This window comes from Paraburkholderia sp. RAU2J, from assembly GCF_003634845.1.
GTDB lineage: Bacteria > Pseudomonadota > Gammaproteobacteria > Burkholderiales > Burkholderiaceae > Paraburkholderia > Paraburkholderia fynbosensis.
The window spans coordinates 1,101,069-1,125,208 of sequence record NZ_RBXG01000003.1 but is presented as its reverse complement, the minus strand read 5'-3'; the positions used below and the strand labels follow the sequence as shown (position 1 = coordinate 1,125,208).

Annotated in this window: 23 protein-coding genes; 4 read left to right on the top strand and 19 right to left on the bottom strand. The window is 60.4% G+C overall.

The genetic code is table 11. The features are described 5' to 3' along the window. Window positions 1-2 precede the first annotated feature (2 nt). From B0G69_RS36475 to B0G69_RS36460, 4 genes are all read right to left on the bottom strand, one after another. Window positions 3-1,154 carry a serine hydrolase domain-containing protein gene (locus tag B0G69_RS36475; protein WP_241991703.1) on the bottom strand — a complete coding sequence of 384 codons (1,152 nt, stop codon included), beginning with the start codon at window positions 1,152-1,154 and terminating at the stop codon, window positions 3-5. 57 nt (window positions 1,155-1,211) lie between these two features. Further along, window positions 1,212-1,973 (bottom strand): enoyl-CoA hydratase/isomerase family protein, encoded by a 762-nt coding sequence (locus tag B0G69_RS36470; RefSeq protein ID WP_121324907.1) that lies wholly within the window; start codon window positions 1,971-1,973, stop codon window positions 1,212-1,214. Beyond that, window positions 1,970-3,571 (bottom strand): GMC family oxidoreductase N-terminal domain-containing protein, encoded by a 1,602-nt coding sequence (locus B0G69_RS36465; RefSeq protein WP_121324906.1) that lies wholly within the window; start codon window positions 3,569-3,571, stop codon window positions 1,970-1,972. Before B0G69_RS36465 ends, B0G69_RS36470 begins: the two co-directional genes overlap by 4 nt. A 133-nt stretch (window positions 3,572-3,704) precedes the next feature. Beyond that, a complete protein-coding gene (locus B0G69_RS36460; protein WP_121324905.1) occupies window positions 3,705-4,949 on the bottom strand; it encodes a cytochrome P450 in 1,245 nt (414 codons plus the stop codon). Between the two features lie 82 nt (window positions 4,950-5,031). On the opposite strand from B0G69_RS36460, the gene B0G69_RS36455 reads away from it, so the two are divergent. From B0G69_RS36455 to B0G69_RS36445, 3 genes are all read left to right on the top strand, one after another. Next, the gene (locus B0G69_RS36455; RefSeq protein ID WP_121324904.1) at window positions 5,032-5,892 is read left to right on the top strand and encodes a TetR/AcrR family transcriptional regulator; all 861 of its coding nucleotides are present in this window, start codon (window positions 5,032-5,034) and stop codon (window positions 5,890-5,892) included. Window positions 5,893-6,009: 117 nt separating this feature from the next. Beyond that, window positions 6,010-7,269, top strand: coding sequence for an FAD-dependent oxidoreductase (locus tag B0G69_RS36450; protein WP_121325131.1), 1,260 nt, complete (start codon window positions 6,010-6,012; stop codon window positions 7,267-7,269). Between the two features lie 26 nt (window positions 7,270-7,295). Further along, window positions 7,296-7,613, top strand: a complete 318-nt coding sequence (locus B0G69_RS36445) for a 2Fe-2S iron-sulfur cluster-binding protein (protein ID WP_121324903.1) — start codon at window positions 7,296-7,298, stop codon at window positions 7,611-7,613. A 60-nt stretch (window positions 7,614-7,673) separates the two neighbouring features. Here the strand turns inward: B0G69_RS36445 and B0G69_RS36440 are convergent, their stop codons facing one another. The 15 genes from B0G69_RS36440 to B0G69_RS36370 form a co-directional block, all read right to left on the bottom strand. Beyond that, window positions 7,674-8,249, bottom strand: coding sequence for a nuclear transport factor 2 family protein (locus B0G69_RS36440; protein WP_241991657.1), 576 nt, complete (start codon window positions 8,247-8,249; stop codon window positions 7,674-7,676). Further along, window positions 8,249-9,085, bottom strand: a complete 837-nt coding sequence (locus B0G69_RS36435) for an SDR family oxidoreductase (protein ID WP_121324901.1) — start codon at window positions 9,083-9,085, stop codon at window positions 8,249-8,251. Before B0G69_RS36435 ends, B0G69_RS36440 begins: the two co-directional genes overlap by 1 nt. A 34-nt stretch (window positions 9,086-9,119) precedes the next feature. Next, a complete protein-coding gene (locus B0G69_RS36430) occupies window positions 9,120-10,244 on the bottom strand; it encodes an acyl-CoA dehydrogenase family protein (RefSeq protein WP_121324900.1) in 1,125 nt (374 codons plus the stop codon). Window positions 10,245-10,249: 5 nt separating this feature from the next. Further along, window positions 10,250-11,455 (bottom strand): acyl-CoA dehydrogenase family protein, encoded by a 1,206-nt coding sequence (locus B0G69_RS36425; RefSeq protein ID WP_121324899.1) that lies wholly within the window; start codon window positions 11,453-11,455, stop codon window positions 10,250-10,252. A 93-nt stretch (window positions 11,456-11,548) separates the two neighbouring features. Further along, on the bottom strand, window positions 11,549-12,328 hold the full coding sequence (locus tag B0G69_RS36420; RefSeq protein ID WP_121324898.1) for an enoyl-CoA hydratase/isomerase family protein: 780 nt from the start codon (window positions 12,326-12,328) through the stop codon (window positions 11,549-11,551). A gap of 65 nt (window positions 12,329-12,393) precedes the next feature. Next, window positions 12,394-13,287: a crotonase/enoyl-CoA hydratase family protein gene (locus tag B0G69_RS36415; RefSeq protein ID WP_121324897.1), complete on the bottom strand. Its 894-nt coding sequence runs from the start codon at window positions 13,285-13,287 to the stop codon at window positions 12,394-12,396. A 41-nt stretch (window positions 13,288-13,328) separates the two neighbouring features. Then, the gene (locus B0G69_RS36410; protein WP_121324896.1) at window positions 13,329-14,861 is read right to left on the bottom strand and encodes a long-chain fatty acid--CoA ligase; all 1,533 of its coding nucleotides are present in this window, start codon (window positions 14,859-14,861) and stop codon (window positions 13,329-13,331) included. A 35-nt stretch (window positions 14,862-14,896) separates the two neighbouring features. Further along, a complete protein-coding gene (locus B0G69_RS36405; RefSeq protein ID WP_121324895.1) occupies window positions 14,897-15,712 on the bottom strand; it encodes a 2-oxo acid dehydrogenase subunit E2 in 816 nt (271 codons plus the stop codon). A gap of 51 nt (window positions 15,713-15,763) precedes the next feature. Next, the gene (locus B0G69_RS36400; RefSeq protein ID WP_106285290.1) at window positions 15,764-15,994 is read right to left on the bottom strand and encodes a lipoyl domain-containing protein; all 231 of its coding nucleotides are present in this window, start codon (window positions 15,992-15,994) and stop codon (window positions 15,764-15,766) included. 11 nt (window positions 15,995-16,005) lie between these two features. Further along, on the bottom strand, window positions 16,006-17,037 hold the full coding sequence (locus B0G69_RS36395; protein ID WP_121324894.1) for an alpha-ketoacid dehydrogenase subunit beta: 1,032 nt from the start codon (window positions 17,035-17,037) through the stop codon (window positions 16,006-16,008). Continuing rightward, window positions 17,034-18,020, bottom strand: coding sequence for a thiamine pyrophosphate-dependent dehydrogenase E1 component subunit alpha (locus B0G69_RS36390; RefSeq protein WP_121324893.1), 987 nt, complete (start codon window positions 18,018-18,020; stop codon window positions 17,034-17,036). Before B0G69_RS36390 ends, B0G69_RS36395 begins: the two co-directional genes overlap by 4 nt. Before the next feature lie 17 nt (window positions 18,021-18,037). Next, window positions 18,038-19,744, bottom strand: a complete 1,707-nt coding sequence (locus B0G69_RS36385; RefSeq protein WP_121324892.1) for an FAD-binding protein — start codon at window positions 19,742-19,744, stop codon at window positions 18,038-18,040. A gap of 2 nt (window positions 19,745-19,746) precedes the next feature. Then, window positions 19,747-21,222, bottom strand: a complete 1,476-nt coding sequence (locus B0G69_RS36380) for an aromatic ring-hydroxylating dioxygenase subunit alpha (protein ID WP_241991656.1) — start codon at window positions 21,220-21,222, stop codon at window positions 19,747-19,749. Window positions 21,223-21,265: 43 nt separating this feature from the next. Beyond that, the gene (locus tag B0G69_RS36375; protein WP_121324890.1) at window positions 21,266-22,195 is read right to left on the bottom strand and encodes an FAD-binding protein; all 930 of its coding nucleotides are present in this window, start codon (window positions 22,193-22,195) and stop codon (window positions 21,266-21,268) included. A gap of 2 nt (window positions 22,196-22,197) precedes the next feature. Further along, window positions 22,198-22,947: an electron transfer flavoprotein subunit beta/FixA family protein gene (locus B0G69_RS36370; protein WP_121324889.1), complete on the bottom strand. Its 750-nt coding sequence runs from the start codon at window positions 22,945-22,947 to the stop codon at window positions 22,198-22,200. Window positions 22,948-23,072: 125 nt separating this feature from the next. On the opposite strand from B0G69_RS36370, the gene B0G69_RS36365 reads away from it, so the two are divergent. Next, window positions 23,073-24,083, top strand: coding sequence for an NAD(P)-dependent alcohol dehydrogenase (locus tag B0G69_RS36365; RefSeq protein WP_121324888.1), 1,011 nt, complete (start codon window positions 23,073-23,075; stop codon window positions 24,081-24,083). Window positions 24,084-24,140 lie beyond the last annotated feature (57 nt).

Sequence of the window (24,140 nt, the reverse complement as noted above, 5' to 3'; positions counted from 1 at the left end):
ACCTAAATCAAATTCAAAGCCTGACGTATCGCCTGCGCGATAGGCAGCAAAGGGTCTTCGTCCGGCGAAGAAGGGTTGAAGAGTTTGTTGTGGCAGATCGCGACGGCAAGGCCGGTGTCCGGATCGGCCCAGCCGATCGAGTTTCCCTGCCCTGGATGACACAACGCGCGCGGCGACTGAACGGCGGTCACCGGTGGGTACATCCCGCCGAACCAGAACCCGCCGATGGTGATCGGAATCGGAAATCCGAACATAACCGGGTCAGGTTCCTCGCTGTTCGCCCGCGGCGTATTCAAGGTCGCGACAAGTTCCTTCGACAGCAACCGCACGCCGTCGATTTCGCCACCGCCCGCCAGCATCGCCCAAAAGCGCGCTTCGCTTCGCGCGTTGAATATGCCTCCCACGCCGGCCACCTCCGCGCGACGCACGTCGGGCCGTTCGAATACGGTTGGGTTCAACGCAACCTGCTCAGGCATCGAGGCCAGGAAAAGCGGCGGTAGATATTCAGGCGGCACCGGCAACATCGCGTCCGTGAGCTTTGCTATGCGCGACTCGACTGCATCCGGGATGCCAATCCACAAGTCGGCAATGCCTAACGGCTGCGCAATTTCTTCGCGCACGAATCGCCCCAACGAGCGCCCCTGCGGATCGGCCCGTCTGACCAGCTCACCGACGATCCACCCGAACGTCATCGACAGATAGAGCGTCTTCGTACCCGGTTCCGCTAGAGGCTCCAGGTCGACAATCGCGGCTGTCATCCAATTCCAGTCGCACATCAGCTCTGGCGTCACGTCTTCTGGCATTTGCGGCACGCACGCGCGATGCGTCAACACGTCTCGAACCGTCGTGCGCGCCTTGCCACGTGCGGCATATTCCGGCCAGTAGCGCGCAACGGGTGCTTCGTAATCGATGTGGCCGCGATCGGCCAAGATGTGCAACGCGGTCGCTGCAACGGCCTTGGTGACCGAATAGACGTTGAAAAGCGTCTCGCCGTCCACGAGGCGCCCCGTGGCCGGATCGGCCAAGCCGCTCCAGGCGTCAATCACCAGCTTGCCGTCCAGATAAGCCGCGACCTGGACGCCGATCTCGCCGCCTTCGCGAGTCGCATAGTCCAGCGCCCGCTGGACGATCTCTGCGCCGTTCGACTCTTGCACCGATTTGTTCACGCCGTGTCTCCTTGATCAAGATTTCGTGGCCTCAGGCCGCAACGTTCAAACCGCTGCCGCGATACCGGCCAATCCCTCCAGCGCGAGTCCATAGCCGAGTTCGTCGACCATGCGGCGCTTGAAGGGCTGGGAAAAAACAGTGCGCGTGTAACGCAGCGTTTCGATGGGCTTCGCAGCCAGTTCTCTTGCCAGCTCCCAAGCGCGTTCGAGTAGGCGCTCGGAAGCAAGCACTTCGCTGACGACACCAAGTTCGAGCGCTTGCTGCGCGGAAAGATGCTGGCCAGTAAGCAGAAAATATCGACCGCGGTTGGAACCGAGCAACATCGGCCAGACAATCTGAACACCGTCTGCCGGCACGACGCCATGTACGAAATGCGCCTGATCGGCAATGTCTGCATGGCCTGCGGCCAGCACGATATCCGATAGTGCGAGCAATTCCGCGTGAATGTGCGCCGGGCCGTTGATTGCGCCGATCACAGGAACCGGAATATCGAGCAGCTGCATAAGGAGGTCCAGCCCCTCTCGCTGTAGCCGCGGCCAGATCTTCGCCAACGGCTCTGACGGTAACTCGGCGTAATTCATACTGTCGCAAAAGACATCGCCCGTACCCGTCAGGATGACGACCCGGTTATCAAGATCGCGCGCAACCTGGTAAAACGCCTCGCCGAGTTGCGTATGGATGCTTCCGTCTAGCGCCCCCCATTTGAGCGGGCCACCATCGGTATGCAGTTGGATCAGAAGAATGCCATCGCGTCTGTCGAAGCGAATGTTTGCATATCGGTCGCGATACTGGTCAAACCTGGTCATCGTGCGTCCTCCAGAATCAGATCGGCAGCCCGCCACGCCATTGCCATCATCGGGCCGTTGGTATTGCCGGAAATCATCGTCGGCGTAACCGACAGATCCATCACGCGAAGACCGTCAACGCCGCGAACGCGCAGCCGCGAATCAAGTACAGCCAGGCTGTCCGTACCCATCTTGCAAGTACCGCAAGCGTGATAACCCGACTGGCCTTCGCGCCGGTACAATTCGAGAATTTCGCCGTCAGATTGAATGGCGGAACCAGGTCGCGTCTCGCCATCCAGCAGGCTCGCCAAGGGCTCTGCGGCAAAGACTTTGCGCATCAGACGGAATGCGTTGACCGCCATGCGCTGATCGTATGGATCGGCAAGATAGTTGCCGGTCACTTCGGGCGGCGTAGTGCGATCAGCCGAAACAATTTTCACGTGCCCCTGGCTCTCGGGCCTGAGCGGATAGCTGAACAGCTGCATGCCGGGGAACGATTCGAAACCGTAGCCGGCCGCATCGAAATCCAACGAGTACGGTGCCATCATCAGTTGCACGTCGGGCCGGGTTGCACCAGGCGCGGTTTTGACGAAACCGCCCACTTGATACGAACCCAATGCCAGTACGCCGCTGTGGAACAGAAAATACCGCAGCGCGTTGCGCCACAAACGCACGCCAGCGAACTGCCGGTTCTGCGAATCGCGCCAATGCTTGAGACGCGCTTGAATCATATACAGCAAGTGTTCGCGCATGTTCCGGCCCACTCCAGGACTTTCTGCGACCACACGGATACCCAGCGACTGCAAATGCAGTGGGTCGCCCACGCCCGACAGCTGCAACAGCCGCGGCGACTCCAGCGCACCCGCTGAAAGCACAACCTCGCGGCGTGCCCCGTACGCGGTGTCGACACCACCGCGTTGGCATTGCACGCCCACGGCACGCGTGCCCTTGAATACGATGCGGCTGACTTCGGTACCTGTGACTACCGTCAGGTTCTTGCGCTTCCTCGCGGGCTTGAGAAACGCTTCGGCCGAACTCTGCCTCCGTCCGTTGCGGATCGTGTAGGTCAGGTACGCGACGCCTTCGTGATCGAGCCGGTTGAGGTCCTCGACGCGTCGCACGCCAAGCGACCGACAGGCCTCGAGGACCGCTTCGCCGAGACGGTTGCGTTGCGCGTACAGCGACACCTTCAGCGGACCGCCTTCGCCGCGCAGTTCATCGGCACCGAGCGCGTGATCTTCGATGCGCCTGAAGCAGGGCGCTACGTCTCGCCAGCTCCAGCCTTCAACTCCTTGCGCCGCCCAACCGTCATAATCTTCTGGATGGCCGCGCATGTAGACCATGCCATTGATACTGCTTGAACCGCCGAGCATCTTGCCGCGCAACCACACCTCATTTCTATGTCCATTGCCGTTGTCCGGTTGCACAGGAATGAACCATGCGTGAGCGGGATCACCAAGCAACTTTCCGAACCCTTTTGGCATCCTGATCAACGGATCGGTGTCCTCCGGACCCGCCTCTATCAGCAAAACTTCATGGCGTCCGCTCGCTGACAAGCGGTTGGCCAGCACGCATCCGGCTGCCCCCGCCCCCACGACGATATAGTCGAACTCGGTCATCAGTTCAGTCTCCGACGGCTTTTCGAACGGTCTCGCTTCGGGCGATCTACCAACGTTCCGGGCCGCGTGTTGTTGTACCTGTAGCGTCAAGACCCGGCAGCAATGGCTTGCTGGCCCCTTACGCCCTGGGTGCTCAGTCAAATACGACCGGAATCGAATGCGGGACGCGCATCATGATTCCATTGATCAGCGGAGCAGGTGCCGCCGGATCGAGACGCAGGTTAGGCAACCGGTCAAGAATCGAGTTGAGTGCACGTGTCATCTCGACGCGCGCCAAATGCTGGCCAATGCAGACGTGTGGCCCATACGCGAAAGCGAAATGCCGATGCGTGCTGGTGCGGAAAATATCGAATCGGTCGGGATCTGCGAAACGGCTGGGATCTCGATTGGCGCCGCCGGCCACCACGTCGAGGAACGCCCCTGCGGGAATATCGACGCTTCCCAGTGTCACATCGCGCGCCGCCATGCGCGATTGCATCAGCACCGGCCCATCCCAACGCAGCGCCTCTTCAATGGCGCGCGGCACAAGTGTGCGGTCGGCGCGCACGGCGTCGAGTTGATCCGGATTCCGCAACAAGCCAAGCAACAATACGCTCGTCGCACGATAAGTCGTATCGCCGCCTGCGTTCACCAATTGCCGGAGGAATGAAATGACGACCTCTTCGGGCAAGCGTTCGCCGTCGACCTCAGCCGTCGCCAGCATACTGACGAGGTCATCGCCAGGGCTCTCCCGACGTTGCGCGACGAGTTGCGAGAAGTACTTGCCGAGCTTGGTAGAGGCTTCGACCCCGTGCTCGATATCGACCGAGACGAGGGTCTGTGCGATAGCGAGCTTGTGAAATACCTTGACGTGCTCTGGCGGCAGCGCCAACTGACGGTAAATGATGTTGAACGGGTAATGAAGTGTGAATTCCTGCACGAGGTCGGCATGGCCGCGACCGACAAATTTCTCCATCAGCTCGTTCACTACCGGGTCGACCAGCGTATCGCCCCATGCGGCCACAGTGTTGGGTAAGAACGCCTTCTGGAAAATCCGCCGATACCTCGGATGCTCCGGCGCATCCATCGTCGAAATGCTACGGCCAAAACTGATCCCGATATTGCGTTCGTAGGATCGGTTCGAAAAGGTCGCTGGATCGCCCAACACTTGCGCAACCTCGGCATAACCAAACACACAATAGTGCTCGACGTCGGACATCGTCAGGTCGGCATGCGTGCCCATGAGCACACGATAATCCCCCTTCTGCACCGAACCCTGCTCGCGCAATGCGGCAATGCGCGGATAAGGATCGGTATCTGCGCCGTAGGCCAACGAATCCTCGAAGAAGGGATTGAACGCTGGATCGTCGAAATCCTGAAGTCTCATGTGATCGCCCATGATGCTGTCTCCTGTCATTGAAGTTTTAGGGGCACGAAAAACTCGCGCGCAAGAGCCCCACCGGAGTGCTAATATGTGAACTATGTTCGAATTTGCACGATTGTGCAAGAGAGAATTTTTACCTGCGGATCGCGTGAGTCAGCGGCATCGGGTACCATCGCTGCCCCGCTTTTTTGCTACAGGGAAGCAAGTCATGGCGCGTCACAGCAACAGTTCCGTATGTGCCCCAACTATGGCCACGCCTGTCGCAGCGAGCGCCCCTGCTGCGATCACGCGACGTACGACAGCCGGGCGCATCCTCGACACCGCCGAAGAATTATTCGCACTACATGGTTACTTCGGCACATCGATCCGCGACATCATGCAAGCCTGTGGACTGGAATTCAGTCTTGCGCGCTATCATTTCGGGAGCAAGGATGCCCTTTTCCGCGAAGCGATTGGACGGCGTGCGGCGGTCATCAGCCAGCAGGTGACTGAATCGCTCGATGAATTGCTGGACGGCACTCGTGACGCGCCGCCCAGCATCGGTGCGATCGTCACTGCCCTGTCGACACCGGCGTTCACACACTTGAAAAGCGGCGACCGAGGCTGGCACAACTACCTTCGTCTCCTGACCCAGAACAGTTGTTTGCTCGAACGGCCCGATCTGACGGCACCTTTCTACGACCAATATGCGGCGACCGCGGCGCGTTATCGCGAAGCATTCGCGATCGCACTACCCAAGGCGGATCCCGACACGATCAGGCTGATGCAGAGCTTCGTCGAATCGGTATTCCATCTGGTGCTGAACGAGCTGTACGCGCGCGCCGCGAAAGCAGGCTCAACCGCCGGCGCTTCGCAGCTGTCGTCAGTGGAGATTGAAAGCATGCATTCGTACCTCGTGCGCTTCGCCACAGGCGGCATCGATGCACTTGCCCGGCCGGCCCATTCGTCCCCGGATTAGCGAGCATTGACAGTCACCTACCAGCACGTTCACAATTGAGAACAATATTCACAATATGGATTGCCGTTGTTGCGTCATGAAACGCACAATGGCGACGCGAGACAGGAGTTTGCCTTCATGACCGCTGCAGCTCCCCAAGACACCGTGCTAGTCGTCGGCGCCGGCCACGCAGCCGGCGAATGCGCAACCAGCATTCGTGACCAAGGCTGGGCGGGCCGCATTGTGTTGATTGGCGAGGAGTCACATCTGCCATATCAGCGGCCGCCGCTATCCAAAGCCTTTCTATCCGGCGAGCTCACAGCCGAGCAGCTTTACCTCAAGCCTCAAGCTACTTACGACAAGGCCAAGATCGAATTTATTCCGAATACCCGGGTCGGTCGCATCGACCGCGCCGCCCACACGGTTACTCTGTCGGACGGACGCGAAACCGGCTATACGAAGCTTGTCATCGCCACCGGCGGGCACGCGCGGAGGCTCGAACTGCCGGGCATCGAACAGATTGAAAAGCAGCCGAACTTTCACTATCTGCGCACGCTCGATCACGTCACGCGCATCCGTGCACAGTTTCATTCGGGGGTGCGTCTCGTCATCATAGGCGGCGGATATATTGGCCTTGAAGTAGCGGCAATCGCTGTCAGGCGAGGCCTGCATGTCACCGTTCTGGAGGCATTGCCGCGTGTACTCGCGAGAGTCACGGCGCCTGAACTCTCGGCGTTCTATGAGCAGGTGCATCGGGAGGCTGGCGTTGACGTCCGCACCGGCACGGCGGTTAGCGGCTTCGAACTCGATGCGTCCGGCGACGCCGTTGCAGCGGTTAGATGCGCCGACGGTTCACGCATTCCGGCAGATCTCGTCATCGTCGGCGTCGGCCTGCAACCGGCCACCGAACTCGCAGAGACAGCGGGGCTCTCCGTGGACAACGGTATCGTCGTCGACGAGCACACCCGCACGTCCGACCCCGACATCTTTGCCATAGGCGACTGCACCAATCATCCCAATGGACTGTTCGGCCGGCGCTTGCGGCTCGAGTCCGTGCCAAACGCGATGGAACAGGCGCGCACGGCAGCGGCCACTCTTTGCGGCAAGGAACGGGTGTACAACAGCGTGCCATGGTTCTGGTCCGACCAATACGATCTCAAGCTGAAGATGGTGGGCTTGTCGCAGGGATATGACGAACTCGTGCTGCGCGGTGCGCCGGAAAGCCGTTCGTTCTCCGCGTTCTATCTGAAAGAAGGCGTGATGCTCGCCGCCGACACGGTCAGCCGCCCACAGGAATTCATGCTGGCGAAGCGTTTTGTCGGCGAAAAGATTCCCGTCAAGGCAACCGAACTCGCCGACGATTCGATCCCGCTTAAAAGCCTACTTCCTGCAGTCTGATTGACCTTTCCACATCCAACGACATCATGCCTATCATTCGATTCATTCAACCGGACGGCACCGAAACCGTCACGACCGCCAAGCTTGGCGAATCTGTCATGCAGACCGCCGTCAGCAATCAGGTGGCGGGCATCCTGGGAGACTGCGGCGGCAGTTGCAGTTGCGCTACCTGCCATGCCTATGTGGATGATGCATGGGTTAGCCACATGCCGCCGGCTGAGTCGTACGAGACCGACATGCTGACCTGCGCCATGGATGTGCGGGAAAATAGCCGCCTCACATGCCAGATCAATGTCACGCCAGAACTCGACGGACTGGTGATTCGCCTGCCCAGTGCGTCATAAGAGGATGGACGCTGCCCCGGCCCGCGACTCACTCCCGCAGTCGTCGCGCCACGAGGAGAGTCAGGGCGAGCGCGTGAGCGTGTCGATCGTGGCGGCCTCGCCGGCCTCCCAGAACGACGCCCAGGTCGGGAAGGTGTGCGGCAGGCGCGGCTGGTATTTATCACTCTCGTACTTTCCGGGCCAGTTCTGAAAGCGCGGCGTTCCCGGCCGCTCCAGCCAGTCGGTCGAATACCAGTGGCGCTCGTCGCGGCGCTCAAAATACCAGGCGCCGTCACGGCGCACATAGTGATCGAAATAGCAGATCGCCATGACTACCCATTTGCCGTTATCCTCGTGCTCCGCGCGACAATACACCTGACCGGATGCGTGGTCCTCGTCGACCAGGTCGATGGCATGTCCACATATCTGGTGAATGCTACGGTAGAAGGAACGAAGGATCTGCCCGGATCCGTAAAACGTTTTTAGGGCTGCCCGGCCGGTGCCCCAGCGGCCGCAATTGACGTCGTCGGTGAAGAGCCCAACAAGGGTATCGAGATCGCGAGAATCGACAGCAATCGCATAGCGAACCGGCAACTGCTGAATCGCCAGTTGCGCTTCGACGCGCTCGATTCGGGCGACAAGATGGGTATCCGTCATCACGTTGTCCTCCCCGCGTCTACCGTCTGACCGGCCGAAGCTCTAGCCCGGATCTCGTCCGCATAATAGGGCTGATGAGACAGCAGACCACCGTCCACGTTGATGATTTGCCCTGTGACGAAAGCAGCCTCATCGGACGCGAGATACACCACGGCATGCGCCACATCTTCGGGCTGCCCGAGCCGCGGCGTCAGATGATGGCTGAGCATCATCTCGCCCGCCGGTCCCGCATAGTGCCCCACCGTCGCTGGCGTCACGATCAGACCCGGCGCGATCGCGTTGCAGCGAATCCCCTCCTTGCCATGCTGCGTAGCAAGGTAACGCGTCAATGCTTCGATGCCTGCCTTGCAGACGCCATAAGCGCTATAACCAAGCGCACCAGCCTGCGCCGCGCCCGACGACGTGTTGATGATCGAACCGCCTCCGCGAGCGCGCATAAACGGGATCGCGTAGCGCGACGCCAGCATGGTGCCGCGCAGGTTGATCCGCATGGTGTCATCCCAGACGGAAACATCGACTGCTTCCACGACATCATCGACGGTGCTCGAAATCGAAGTTGCCGCCGCGTTGTTGTGCAACACGTCGACGCCACCCCATGTTTCGTATGTCAGCGCGAACAGCGCAGCGATCGAAGCCTCGTCGCCAATATCGACCTGCGCGGCAATCGCCTGACCACCGTTCTGCTCAATGCGCTGGACTTGCGCCTTTGCTCCGTCGACATTGCGGTCCGCCACAACCACCTGTGCGCCTTGAGCGGCGAGCATCGCGGCACAGGCTGCGCCAATTCCCGACGCTGCGCCGGTGACAATGGCAATCTTTCCTTTAAGTCGCGACATATGTCATTTTCCCCATGATTGCAGCCGCTGCGATTCAATGCCTGGCGGCAAAACGCGCGAGGTGGAAGTCGATGTCGCCGAACATCTTTTCCATCATCGTCATTTTGCGGAAATAGTGGCCCACCTGATATTCCTCGGTCATCCCCATGCCGCCGTGCAACTGGATGCCTTGCGCGCAGACGAAACGGCTCGCGCGTCCGGCGACCGCCTTGGCAGCCGATAGCACGCGGCTGCGCTCCGTTGCCGGCCGATCTAGATGCGCAATGCCGCAATAGAGCATCGAGCGCGTCTCCTCTACGGCAACAAACATTTCGGCCATCCGGTGTTGCAGCGCCTGGAACTTGCCGATCGGCTGACCGAACTGCACCCGTGCCTTGATATAGTCGGCCGTGATGTCCATCACGCCTTCCATCACGCCAAGGATCTCGGCCACGCTCGCGAGCGTGGCGAGCCCCGCCGCAGTCTCAAGCAATTCTGGCGCAGTTTCAGGAGCGCTCAGCAACGCCGACTCATCCAGTTCGACGTGACGAAACTCGATGTCCGCGGCACGGGATCCATCAAGCAGGCGATACGTACGACAACTCACGCCCGCTGCGAGGCGATCGACGACGAAAATCGCGGGACCTTCCGCCGCGTCCTCGAGGCGCGCGGTCACGAGTAACTGGTCCGCTGACCCGCCTGCAATCACCAGCGTCTTGGCGCCGCTCAGCAAATAGCCGCCTTGCATCTTGCGGGCACTGGTATGCGCGTGGCAGCCCAGCTTGAAGCGCGAGCCCGCCTCGCTGTCGGCCAGTGCAAGAAGTAGCCGGCCCTCGATGACGGCGGGCAAGAGAGCCTGCCGCTGCGCCTCCGAACCACTGCGATCGATGATCGTCGCGCACAGCACCGCCGTTTGCACAATGGGCTCGAGCACCATGCCGCGGCCGAACGCTTCCATGACCACAGCCGTCTCGACAAATGAGCAAGCCAGGCCGCCCACATCTTCGGGTAGTGTCAGACCGAGCCAGCCGAGCTCCGCGTAGGCCTGCCAGCGTGCACGGCTAAAGCCTTCTTCGCTCGCGGCGATCTCCCGGCGCGTTTCGAATCCATATTCCTGCTGGACGAATCGCTCTACGCCGTCCTTCAGCATCAATTGTTCGTCGGAAAGATTGAAGTCCATGGTGGTCAAAGTCCAAAGGCGAGCCGGGCAATAATATTTTTCTGCACTTCCCGCGCGCCGCCGTAAATGGTCGATGCCCGGCCGAAGAGATAACCGGTCGTCCGGCCAGCCACATAGCCAGGCCATGCCTCGTCGGCTAACGGATTCTCGACATCCCAATCGCCGTGCTCCTGGAAGCGCATGCTGCGAGGACCGAGTGCGTCGATCTGCAACTCCGTGACGCGTTGCTGCATTTCCGAGCCGCTGATCTTAAGCGCCGAAATCACCGCATCGAGATTGCGCGTGGTCTTTTCCTCCGCGAGGATTCTCAATACCGACCATTCGAGCGCCAGCAGGTCCACTTCAACCGCCGCCACCTTTCTGGCAAATTCCGGGGTGTCGATCAGACGAACTCCGTCGATCGTTTCCTGCTCGGCGATGCTCTTCGCACGCTGCAATTCACGCTTGTTGAAGTAAAGGAATGCGCTCGCCGTGCGCTCCTTTTCCAGCAGATATTTCGCGTAGGTCCACCCCATCCCGGCCTCACCGACCAGATGCGCGCTCGGCACGCGGACGTTCTCGAGAAAGACTTCGTTGAGACCAGTTCCACCTTCGATTGAAACGATCGGGCGCACTGTGATGCCTGGCGTGTCCATCTTCACGAGCAGAAACGAGATGCCGCGCTGCGGCTTAACCGTCGTATCCGTCTTGACGAGAAAGAATCCCCAATCAGCAATCGTGGCGTCGCTGGTCCATATCTTCTGACCGTTGATCACGTATTCGTCGCCGTCGAGCACCGCCGTAGTTCTGAGCCCCGCCAGGTCCGAGCCCGCATTCGGCTCAGAGAAGCCCTGACACCAGAACTCGTCCCCCGAGAGAATGGCGGGCAGAAAGCGCTGCTTCTGCCAGTCCGAGCCGAACGCGATGATGACGGGCGCAACCATGTGCGTTCCCTGCCAGCCGTAGTCCATCGCATCAGCGTTGTACAGTTCTTCCATGAAAATATGCTTGCGAAAGCCGGACCACCCCGTTCCGCCGTGCTCCACCGGCCAATGCGGCGCACCCCACCCGCGCCGATGAAGAATGCCTTGCCACGTACGGATGTCCTCTCTAGCCGGGGGGTGAGCGCCAATCGTCCAGCGGTGGGAGATCCCGGCCGGCAACTGCTCCGTGAAGAACTGTCTCACTTCTTGGCGAAACGCTTCGTCTTCTGGGCTGTACTCGAACTGCATGTCTGGCTCCTCCTGCAATTTCCCCGCCAGCGAACACCCGATACCGCTCGCTGCCTTGCTTGTCCGACTGCTTGCATCGGATCAGGTGATCGACTAGCGCCCCTTGAAAGCTGGCGTGCGTTTTTCGCGCGCGGCCAGTCGTCCCTCGGCCGCATCCTCGGAATTCACAGCCAGAGCGACAGCGTTCAGCTCCTGGACGAGAAACTCTTCCATCGTGCCGGCGTTCGAACGGAACAGTTGCTTCGTCAGTCCGACCGAGAAGGTCGGCATTGCTGCCAGTTCGGCAGCGAGATCCTCGGCGACTTGCATGAGCTTCTCATCTTCGACGACGCGATTCGCCAAACCGCACTCAAATGCCTCTTGGCCGGTCAGGTTGCGGTTGAGGTACATGATCTCTTTTGCCCGGAATTCGCCGCAGTGACGCGCGAGAAGATGCACCATGCCGCCTTCGGGCAGCGTCGCTCGCATAAGAAACGCGGGGATGAACTGGGCTGTGTCCGACACAAGCAGCAAGTCGGCACAAAGCGCATAGCTCCATGCGATGCCAACCGCCACGCCTCGTACCGCCGCAATCACCGGCTTGTCGAGGTTATAGAGCCGCAATGCAATCTGCTGGTAGACGGCCATCGACTGGCGCGCGTGCGACACGTTCATCTGCGGCGGCGCTGCGCCGCTGCCCTTGATATCGGCACCCGCGCAAAATGCACGCCCTGCGCCCGTCAGGATCACCGCACGGATTGCAGGATCCCGCTCGATGCGATCGAGATGTTCGATCAGCATGGTCAGCATGTCCGGCGTCAACGCGTTGAGCTTCTCGGGCCGGTTCAGCGATAGGGTAGCAATCGCACCCTGTAGTGAAAGTTCGACATCCATGGTTTGACGGTCTTCAGTGGGTGAGTCGGACGGCTCGGAAGCTCCCTGCATCATGCGCGGGAGCATCATTCACCGCGCGCACGCAGTTTGATCATGCCGTTGCCGAACGGCTCATCGCGACGCTTAAGCGCATCCTTCAGACCGACGGCTTCCATGTCGGCCTTGAACTGCGCTCGGCGCGGTCCCTGACTCTGATGCGCGCGCGCATCGTTCTCGACAGCGAGGCGCTGCAGCGTGCGCGCACCCGCGAGTTCAAGACCGAGGTTCACAATCCGCTTGTTGGCCGAAAGCAGGTCGGCGTCGACGAAAGACAACCGGCGCGCCAATTCCGATACTTCAGCGTCGAGTTCCTCGACGGGCACAGCATCCATCACCAGACCGATTTTCGCGGCATCTCGGCCCGTCAGCGAGTCGCCCGACAGCAAAAGGCGCTTCGCCCACTGCGGCCCAACGTGATAGAACCACATGTGCGCCGGCGGCGAGCCATTCGCGCGCGTCGCCGGAAAACCGATCCGCGCGTTGTCCGCCGCCAGCACCATATCGCAGGCCAACGCGAGGTCCGTGCCACCCGCGAGGCAGTTGCCGTGCACCTGAGCAATGATCGGCTTGTGAATTTCGGCCATCAGATTGACGGTTTCCGACTGCCGCTCCATCGACCAGCAATCGTCATCGAAGCTGCGTACCGTGCCGCGATATTCGCCCGGATCGGTCTGTTCAGCCGCACGGTCCGAATACGTCGTGACGAGGTCGTAACCGGCGCAAAAATCTTTGCCGGCTCCACTGAGTACAATCACATTGACCGACTTCAGATCATCGGCTTCGAGCAGCGCCTCTTTCAGTTCACGCAGAAGAACACCGTTAATCGCATTGCGCTTGTCCGGGCGATTCAGCGTGATTCGCGCAACTCGTTCAGCCACATCGAACTGAATGCATTCCGTGCTTTTGAGCCATTTGCCCATGATTCACTCTCATTCGAAGAAGGTACTCGCGCGCCAAAAGTTCAGCGGCTGAAACGCTGGCGCAACACGACCTTGCTGATTTTCCCAGTAGGCAGACGCGGGAGTTCGTCGACGAACTGGATCGACTTCGGACATTTGTAGCTTGCGATCAGCTCACGGCAAAACGCGATCAGTTCGGCCTCCTGCCTCGCTTCGCCTGGGCGCAGCACGACAATCGCCTTTACGCATTCGCCCCATTTCTCGTGCGGCACACCGATCGCTGCCGCATCGATCACCGCGGGATGCTGAAGCAACGCGTCTTCGACTTCGCGGCTGTAAATGTTTTCACCGCCCGAGATGATCATGTCCTTCTTACGGTCGACGAGAAACACATAACCACAACTGTCCTGATAGCCCATGTCACCACTGCGATACCAGCCATCCCGCAGCGCTTCGACCGTTGCAACGCTGTTGTTCCAGTAACCGGTCAACTGGGTGGCCGAGCGCAGCCACACTTCGCCGGTCTGTCCCTGCGGAAGGTCCGCCCCGTTATCGTCGACGATGCGCAATTCAATGCCCGGACACGGATGACCCACCGACGCCAAACGCCGAATTTCATCAGACGTGCCATGCGGCCGAACTTCGTGTGCCGGCAGCCAGCAGGCATTACTCTCAGTCATGCCGTACTGGACCGCGAACACGGGACCGAGCACTTTGATACCCCGTTGGAGCAGTGGTACAGGAACCGGCGCGGCCGCCGTGGTGATGTTCTCGATGCTCGACAGATCGTACGACGCCAGTTCCGGCACGTCGAGCAACGCCTGAAGCATCGCCGAGACGAGAAACGTGAACGTGATGCGCTCTGCCTGAATCGTCTCGAGCATCGCCTTCGGCTCGAAACCGCGGTGCAACACGGTCGTACCGCCCATCCACGCGACCGCGTTCACGTAACCGATACCGCCCACGTGAAATGCCGGTGTGGTCTGCAACACGCGTGAATGTCCGGAGAATTCCGTCACGAGCGCACAGCTCTCCGCGGTCGCGCACATCGCACGGTGAGTACGAACCACTCCCTTTGGGCGGCCCGTCGTGCCGCTGGTGTAGATGAGATAAGCGTAGTCGTCGGGCTGTGACCGGATCGGCGGTCCATCCGGCGAACCGGCTTCCATGACGGACTCGAAAGATATCGCCCACGACGGTGCGTCGCCGATACAAATATATTGTTCGATGTCCGGCATCTGCGCGCGCAGACCGTCCACGACCTCCGAATATTGCGCTTCGAAGACAAGGGCTTTCGGCGCTGCATCCTTCAGGATGTGCGAAATTTCCGCTGGCGCAAGCCGGAAGTTGATTGTGGCGAGCAGAAAGCCGGCCCATTCGCATGCCCGGTAAGTCTCGTAGTATTCCGCGCAATTCATCGCCAGCACCGCGACCCGGTCCTGACGCCGAAGCCCCTGCTGGTAAAGCGCAGCCGAGAATCGGCGGGCTCGCTCTGCCATCTCGCCATGAGTCACGCGCCGGCTATCGAAAACCAGCGCTTCCCTGTCCGCGTAGAAACGGGCATTGCGCTCTATCATCTCCCCAATCGTTTTCATCTCGATCCTGTCTTCGTATGTTTGACGCTCGAATGTCAGGCCGCAAGCGCCTGCGGATCTGCCAGCATCGCAGCTATGAACGCCGTGAAGCGAGCTGCGTCCGCACCGTTGATCACCCGATGATCGTAGCTCAGCGAAAGCGGCAACATCTTCCGCCAGTCGACACCGCCGTCGTCGGAGGGCTGGGGCGTCAGCCGGGTTTTCGTCACCCCGAGAATGGCAACTTCAGGGGCGTTGATGATCGGCGTGAAGCCGGTGCCGCCAAACCCTCCCAGTGAGCTGATCGAGAAGCAGCCGCCCGACATTTCCGCCATCGAAAGGCCTTTCTCACGCGCCTTGAGCGACACCGCCGTTAGCTCGGCCGCCAGTTCCAGAACGCTCTTTTTGTCACAGTCGCGCAAGACCGGCACCAGAAGACCAAAACGCGTGTCCACCGCGACCCCAATGTGAAAATACTTTTTCAGCACGAGGTTTTTGCCGTCACCGTCCAGTGATGCATTGAATTGCGGGAACTCCTGCAACGCACGAACCGCTGCCTTGATGAGAAACACCAGCGGTGTCAGCTTTATTGCGGGTCCGCCATCGTTATACGCCTTGCGGAAGGCCTCAAGCGTCGTAATATCGGCGTCGTCGTGATGCGTGACGTGCGGAATCGTCAGCCAGTTGCGCGACAGGAACGCGCCCGTCAGTTTCTGTATGCGTGAGACCGGCTTGACCTCGACTTCGCCAAACTCGGCGAAGTCAACCTGCGGCCACGGGGGAAGATTCGCGCCGATACCGGCCGGCGCCGAACCATTGACAACTGCGGGCGCAGCCACGGGTGGTGGGGCGGAAACGGATTCGACGCTCATTTCGGATGCCTCGCTAGACTGGTTCAATCAACGTAAAGGAGAACCGACGAATCAGACGATCTCCGCCAGCACCGTACCGACCGGATACACCTCGCCTATCTGCGCAACGATCCGCAGCGTCCCCGAAGCCGGCGACTCCACTTCCTGCACTGACTTGTCGCTTTCCAGCGCATAGAGCGCCTGCCCTTCAGTGACGCTCGCACCGTCTTCCAACAGCCATTCAGTCAGCGTGCCTTCGTTCATCGAAAAGCCCAGTTTCGGAAGCAAAACCTGCGTGGACATAAGTGCTCTCTTTAAGATTGGGAAAACCGGGATGGAGACTTCGAACCTGTGTCATCGAGTGTCGCGCGGATCGCTGCTTCGATCTCAGCGGCCCCTGGCACGAAGGCATCTTCCAACGGCTTGGAAAATGGGACTGGGCAAAACTGCGAGCCGACCCGCTGCACAGGCGCCTTCAGTTCACGAAACAGCGATTCATAGATGCGCGACGCGATTTCCGCGCCGACTCCAAATGGCTTGACCGCCTCGTGCACAACGACGGCGCGGCCCGTTTTTGCTACTGAGGTCAGGATAGTCTCGGTGTCGAGCGGCGAAATCGTCCGCAAATCGATCACCTCGCACGAGATACCTGCTGCACCAAGCTGTTCGGCCACAGCCATCACGTCGTGCACGCGGCGGCTATAGGTGATGACGGTCACATCCGTGCCACTGCGGACCACGTTCGCTTTGCCGAGCGGAATTCGCACGCCGCGCTCGGGCGCCTTGCCCGGATTCCAATAGGTCGGCATGTTCTCGATGAAGAGACACGGATCGTCGTCTTCGATGCACGAAAGCATCAGGCCGTAAGCGTCGGCGGGCGTGGACGGCGCCACTACCTTGATGCCCGCGACGTGCGCGAACCATGCTTCCAGATAGTCGGCGTGCTGGCCGCCAGTGCCGAACCCTGCACCCGTCATCGTGCGGATCACGAGCGGCACATGGGTTTGGCCGCCCGACATGAAGCGCAACTTGGCGGCGTGGTTGACAATCATGTCCATCGCGACCGTCGTAAAGTTCATCAGCATGATTTCGGCGACTGGACGCATTCCGACGATCGACGCGCCAATCGCCGCGCCGATGATGGCCTGCTCCGAGATTGGCGTCGATCGAACGCGCGAAGTGCCGTACTTCGTCGACAGCCCTTTGGTCACGCCGACAATGCCGCCTTCCTGCCCGTCGGCCACGTCTTCGCCGAGCACGATGACATTGGCGTCGGCGGCCATCGCGTCGTCAAGCGCAAGATTGACGGCCTGGATCGTATTGATGTCAGTCTGCGCCTGGTTCATGCCAGCACCTCGTCTTTAAAGATATCGCGCCGCAGTTCGGCGACGTCCGGATAGTCGCTCGCCAGCGCGAACTCGACAGCCGCGTCGATTTCCGCGTTGTGGTTCGCCTCCATCTCCGCCAGTTGGACTTCGGTCGCATGTTTCGCGGCGATCAGCCATGCCCGGAAGAGCGGCACCGGATCTTTTGCCACCCACGCCGCCTTTTCATTCTGGTCCATATAGGCATCCGGGTCGCCAAACACGTGGCCGTGAAAGCGGAATGTATTGGCTTCGATCAACGTCGGACCGCCGCCCTCACGGGCGCGGTCGATCGCCTCGCGCGCCACGCGATGCATCGTGATCGGGTCGTTACCATCGACGGTGATGCCCGGCATCTGATACGCCACGGCGCGCTGCGCGATGTTCGGCACCGAGGTTCCATACGCGTATTTCGTATGCTCGGCATAACCGTTGTTCTGGCACACGAAAACAACCGGCAGCTTCCAGACCGACGCCATATTCAGCGACTCGTGGAACGCGCCGATGTTGGCGGCGCCGTCGCCAAAATAGGCGACTGCCACGCGTGGTTCGCCACGAATCTGCGCGGCCAGCGCGAGACCATTCGCAATAGGCATGGAGCTGCCGACAATTCCCGTCGTCACCATCACGCCGGAAGCCGGATGGGTAACGTGCATGGGGCCGCCCTTGCCCTTGCAGGTGCCAGTGACGCGGCCACCGAACTCGGCCCACAAATCCTTGAGTGGCACTCCCTTCGCGATCATGTCGTGCACGCCGCGATAGATCGTGCAGATGTAGTCCTCGTCGGTGAGACACACCGACACGGCCGATGGAATCGCCTCCTGCCCGCGCGGCGAGTAATACGGCATGACGAGCTTGCCGGATTTGATGACTGCGCGAAACCGCTCGTCGTTCTGCTTGATAAGTGTCATACGCCGATAGATATCGACCAGTACTTCACTGCTGGGCGGCTGATGGACTTTCATGCGAAGGTCTCCTTCGATCACCAGATCGTTTGTGTGCCGCTGGCATGCAGCGCGGCGATGTAACCGAAAACGAACGACGCGCCGATACTGCTGCCCGCGCCAGGATAACAACGGCCGACAACGGACGCAGTGCAGTTGCCTGTCGCATACAGCCCGGGAATCAGCGAACCGTCTTCTTTCAGCACGCGAGCATATTCATCCGTGACAAGCCCGCCCGCCGTACCAACATCGCCCGGATACATACGGACTGCGTAAAAGGGCGCCTGCTCGATGGGCCCGAGGTTGGGATTCGGCTTGATCGTAGGGTCGCCGTGGCAGCGATCGAAAGCACGTGAACCGCGTCCGTAATCGCTGTCCACGCCCGATTTGCAAAAGCCGTTGAAGCGCGTCACGGTGTCCTGTAAGCCGGCAGCGTCGATACCGCACTTCTGCGCCAGCTCGCTAATCGAGCCGGCCTTGATCATGTAGCCACTGTCCAGCCATTGCTGCGGGATCTGACCTTGCATCGCCGTGCCCCAGGGGTAGTACTTGCGCTGACGGCTGTCCATCACCACCCAGCTCGGTACAGCCTTACCGGTTTCCTTCTGACGTTGATACATGCGTTGCCCGATCTCCATATAGGCACCGGCTTCGTCGCAAAAGCGGCGGCCGTCCTGGTCGACCATGATGGAGAACGGCAGCGAAAGATCGAGGTGGTGCATGAACGGCAGCGGCGAGCCGTCGGGCGCGCGCGCGCCTTCGGGCAGCGTTTCGTTGGGCCCAAGCGACGTCACGACCCACCAGGCCTCTTCCATGCAATCCACCGCACCGCCAATCGCGACAGCGGCTTCGAGAACCTCGCCGGTGTCGCCGGGATTGGCGTTTGTCCAGTCGCTCGATGACGGCTGCGGCTGATACTTACGGCGCATTTCGGCATTGTGTGAAAACCCGCCGGTATTCAACAGCACGCCTTCGCGAGCACGCACACGCATTTCACGTCCGCTGCGCATCGCAATCACACCCGCCACGCGCCCATTCTCTACGATGAGATCGCGCACCGGTGTTTCGGTCCAGATAGGAATGTTTTCACGCAGCGCTATTTGCAGCATGCGGCCCTGGATCGCCGCGCCGTTCGAAACCAACTCTTTACCGGTCAGCTTCTGATACAGCATGCGGCCCGCGAGCTGCATCGCTTTGCGTTTGCCACCCCATGTGCGCTTGAGGAGGAAAAGCTCTGGAAATTCGTTCGAATTGGCGGGAATCGACACGCCTTTGTAGCGCGAAAGCCTCGGCGCCCATTCACCCAGTTCCTTAACGTCGAATAACTTTGCGAGCAGTGAGCGCCCACGAGGCTCGCCACCAGGCAATGTGTCGTAGTAGTCGGACCATCCGTCCGCATAGACGAACTGCATGCCCTGCTGTTCGAGGAATTCAGCCATCTTCGGACCCGTGCGCAAATAGGCTTCCCGACGAGCCGGCGATGTGCCGGGCCCTTGATAGGTGACTGCCGCATCGAAGTATTCCCGCGCGCGCTCGTATGAGTCACGCACGCCGTGCCGTCGCATCACATGATTGTTCGGCAACCACCAGACACCGCCGGAATACCCCGTCGAGCCACCTACCTTCGACTGCTTTTCAATGATTAGCGCCTCTTTGCCCGCTGTCTTGCACGCGAGCGCGGCGCACATCGAGCCGCCGCCGCTGCCGACAACGACGAAGTCATAGGTTGCATCCCAGGCACTCATGCTCAATTCCCCTGCGCGATGAATTCCCGCAGCGCGCGGTGGAAATTGGACACCGAGGTCTCCTGCAGCGGATTCGTGCGCGATCCTTTGAAGCCACGCGATTTCATCCCTTGCTGCACGTTCGTCATATTCTGGAAGTCCTGCCACAGGATCAGGCCGAAATTCTCCAACGCGTTCTGCTTCCAGTCGTCGACCCCGTAGTAAAACTCACGCTTGAGCGGCGGCTCAGCGCCCGGCGCGTAGCGAACCAGCGACCAGATGTCGTAAATGCAGGAATCGGGATTGTCGCCGTCGGGACGCGCACGATAGAACAGCGCACCGTCCGGGTAAGGCAGGAAAATAAGATTTGGGAACACGTGCCAGTCGGCACCCGCTCGCCCCATCTGCTCGAAAGAGATGTCGGGCCAACCCGCACCTTCCGCGACGGCGGCCTCGCGCTGGAATTCCATGGCTTTCGCCAGAACTTCAAACTGATTGCCACTGGGCGCCATGTCGGTCAGCAGACGTTTGGACGCTTCGTAGTCACGCGCGGAATTGATGGCCTTCAGGGTGTCTTCCATCACCTTGAAGAAATTGACCAGCCCTTGCCGCACGTCTTCCGGCATCGGTTTGCCGGTACGCGAGGACGGAGCGCCAATGAAGCGCGTCGCTGTCGCATAGCCGAACATTCCGTGGCGTCCATAGGCAAAACTGCGGGTGACATCATCGCCGGCGACGTCGAGCAATTGCGGGTGCGTTGCCGAGACGTGATAGCCCTCGTTGAACGCCTCAAGCGCGACCTTCCAGTTGCACGGCAGCCGGATCGACTTGTACCAGCGGTAACGCATTTTTTCGAACTCGAAGCAGTTCGTGATTTCCGGAACCGGCTCAAGGAATTTTGCAAGCGGCTCGGCGTTGGTATCCATGTTGATGAACACGAATCCCCCCCATGTATCCACCTGGACTTCCTGCAAGTGCAGATCGTCGTCGGCCATGTCGGGGCAGCCCTCCCAATCGCTGCGATCGAGCACGCGTGCGACGCTTCCGTCAAGGTTCCATTGCCACCCATGGTAGTTGCAATGAAACTTCGCCGCCTTGCCGCAGCCGTTCGTCAGACGCCGGCCGCGATGCTGACAGACGTTGTAATAGGCCTTGATCTGGTCGGCAGCAGTGCGCACCACGATGATCGACTCACCGATTACGTCAAACGTGACGTAGTCGCCGATGCCCGGAATCTCTTCAAGCCGACAGGCTACCTGCCACACGCGCGGCCACAAATTTCGCGTCTCCTCGTCGAGGAACTGCTTCGAGAGGTAGCTATCCTTGGGCACAAAATCGAGGCGGACAGCTTGCTCAACCGAACTGATACTCGTGTCACCCATTGATATCTCCTTCATGGTGTCGCCGGCTTGCATGCCGATCCTGGATTCTTCGTTTCTGGCGCCCCGGCCGATTGAGGCTTCGGCGCGCAGCGGTGGGTATATATGAACGTCGTTCAAAATACTAGGCCGACGGGAAGAACATTGTCAATCCGGTCCAACGTCAGTCCAGCGCCTCCGTGAGCGCGGGCACTGCATCGAAAAGATCGGCCGCAAGGCCGTAGTCGGCGACCTGGAAAATCGGCGCCTCGTTATCCTTGTTGATCGCAACGATGACCTTTGAATCCTTCATGCCGGCCAGATGCTGGATCGCCCCGGAGATGCCCACAGCAATGTAAAGCTGAGGCGCGACGATTTTCCCCGTTTGCCCGACCTGATAGTCGTTCGGCACGAATCCCGCATCAACCGCGGCGCGCGAAGCGCCGACTGCCGCGCCGAGTTTGTCGGCGAGCGCGTCGAGGAGCTTGAAGTTATCGCCGTTCTGCATGCCGCGCCCGCCAGACACGACGATATTGGCAGCCGCCAGTTCGGGCCTGCTCGATTTAGTCAGTTCCTGGTCGACAAAACGCGCGCGTTCATAGGGCGCTGCGGCCGGCACGGATTCGAGCGGCGCGCTGCCCTCCAACGAAGCGGCGTCGAAGGCCGTCGTGCGGACGGTCAACACTTTGACCTGATCGACAGACCTGACCGTGGCGAGCGCGTTGCCGGCGTAAATTGGCCGCACAAAGGTATCCGCTGCCTTGATGGCAACGACTTCAGAGATCTGGGCGCAGTCAAGCAGCGCGGCGACCCGCGGCATGAAATTCTTGCCGACGGCCGTCGATGCGGCGATCACGTGGCTGTATGGCTGCGCCAGCGACACCACCAGCGCCGCAAGGTTTTCCGGCAACGCGTGCGCATATGCTTCGGCGTCCACGTACAAAACTTTGGTCACGCCGCTTACTTTCGTAGCGTCGGCCGCGGCGCCAGTCGCTTCGTGGCCGGCAATCAGCAGATGAACATCGCCGCCGATCTGCGTCGCGGCAGCGACCGCATTGAGCGTCGCGCGGTGCAGCGACGCGTTGTTGTGTTCTGCAATAACAAGAATGGACATGGTCAGATCACCTTGGCTTCATTGCGAAGTTTTTCGATCAACGTCTCGACGTCGGACACCATGATTCCGCTCTTGCGCGGCGGCGGTTCGGTCACTTCCAGTACCGTCAGACGCGGCGTCACGTCCACGCCGAGTGCTTCAGGCGTCAGCGTATCGAGCGGCTTCTTCTTCGCTTTCATGATGTTGGGCAACGTCACATAGCGGGGACTGTTCAAGCGCAAATCCGTGGTGACGACTGCGGGCAGATCGAGAGCGACGCGCTCGAGCCCGCCGTCGATTTCGCGCGTCACGCTCAGCACGCCGTCCGCGACCTCCGTTTTAAAGGCGAACGTGGCTTGCGGCCAGCCAAGCAATCCGGCGAGTTTCTGACCGGTTTGGCCGGCGTCGTTGTCGATCGCCTGCTTGCCGAGCAGCACCAGTTGCGGCCCTTCGCGTTCGACGATTCCCGCCATGAGCTTCGCGACGGCGAGCGGCTGCAGATCCGTCGCCGTCTCTACCAGAATTGCCCGATCGGCGCCCATCGCCAGCGCTGTGCGCAAGACGTCTTGCGACTGCGAAGTGCCAGCCGAAATCACAACGACCTCGGTTGCGACCCCAGTTTCCTTTAGCCGCACAGCCTCTTCCACCGCGATTTCATCGAACGGATTCATGGCCATTTTGACGTTGGCCAGATCAACGCCAGATCCGTCGGTTTTGACACGGGGCTTCACGTTGTAATCGATCACCCGCTTCACCGCGACAAGAATTTTCAATTGACGCTCCAGACGCTTTTATGAACAATGTTCTATATTCTGAACCACATCTTTCGCTACTGTCAACGACAACAAAGGTCCATCGAAGCAATCCCAAGCAGCGATGGACGGCTATGGAGGCAACCATGAAGCTTTATCGCTGCGCTCGCATTGAAGGCATTACGGGGCTGGAATTCTGCGAGGAACCGGATCTGCCGCCACCGGGGCCACATCAGGTGATAATGAAAGTGAATGCCAGTTCGCTCAATTTTCGCGAACTGCTCTTTATGCGTGGTGCGCTCGGCGCCTGGCTGCAGCCGAACTACATTCCCGTCTCTGACGGTGCGGGCACGGTCATCGCCGTCGGCCCGGGCGTGCGCCGCGTGAAGCCCGGAGACCGGGTTGCAGCAACCTTCTACGAGAACTGGGTTGGCGGCACGCTGCCGCAACACTCGGACACGCTGGGACGCGGTGCAATCGTCGAAGGCATGCTGCGCGACACGGTGCTGCTGGGCGAAGAAGATCTCGTTGCAATACCGAAGCACCTCTCGGACGAAGAAGCGGCAACGCTGCCATGCGCGGCCCTGACTGCCTGGAACGCGCTGTGCGAGCATGGGCCGCTGCTGCCGGGGCAAACCGTGGTGGTGCAGGGAACCGGCGGCGTCTCGCTCTTTGCACTGCAATTCGCCAAGCTTTTCGGCGCACGAGTCATCGCCACCTCGTCGAGCGACGCGAAGCTCGCACGGCTTGCGGAACTGGGCGCCGATGCGACCATCAATTACCGCGACACGCCACGCTGGGCGGATGCCGTGCTGGAACAGACAGACGGCGATGGCGCCGACCTCGTCGTCGAGGTTGGGGGCGCGGCGACCTTCGCCGAATCGGTCGCCGCCGCACGGAAAGGAGGCCGCATCAGTGTGGTGGGAATGCTCACCGGCGCCCCCTCGCCCGGTGATGGTTTCTTCATGCGCGGCCTTGCTATCGCCCCGATTCACGTAGGGTCCCGCCAGGATTTCGAGAGCATGAACCGCGCAATCGATTTCCATCGGCTAAAACCCGTGATCGATTCAACCTTTGCCTTTGCCGACGTGCCCGACGCTCTACGTCACCTGGAGAGTCAGCGCCACTTCGGCAAAATCGTGATTCAGCACGCCTAGCGCTTGCCGGTCGGTTGCAACCGGATCGCCATGCTCGAATCGTGCGCTTCCGAGCCG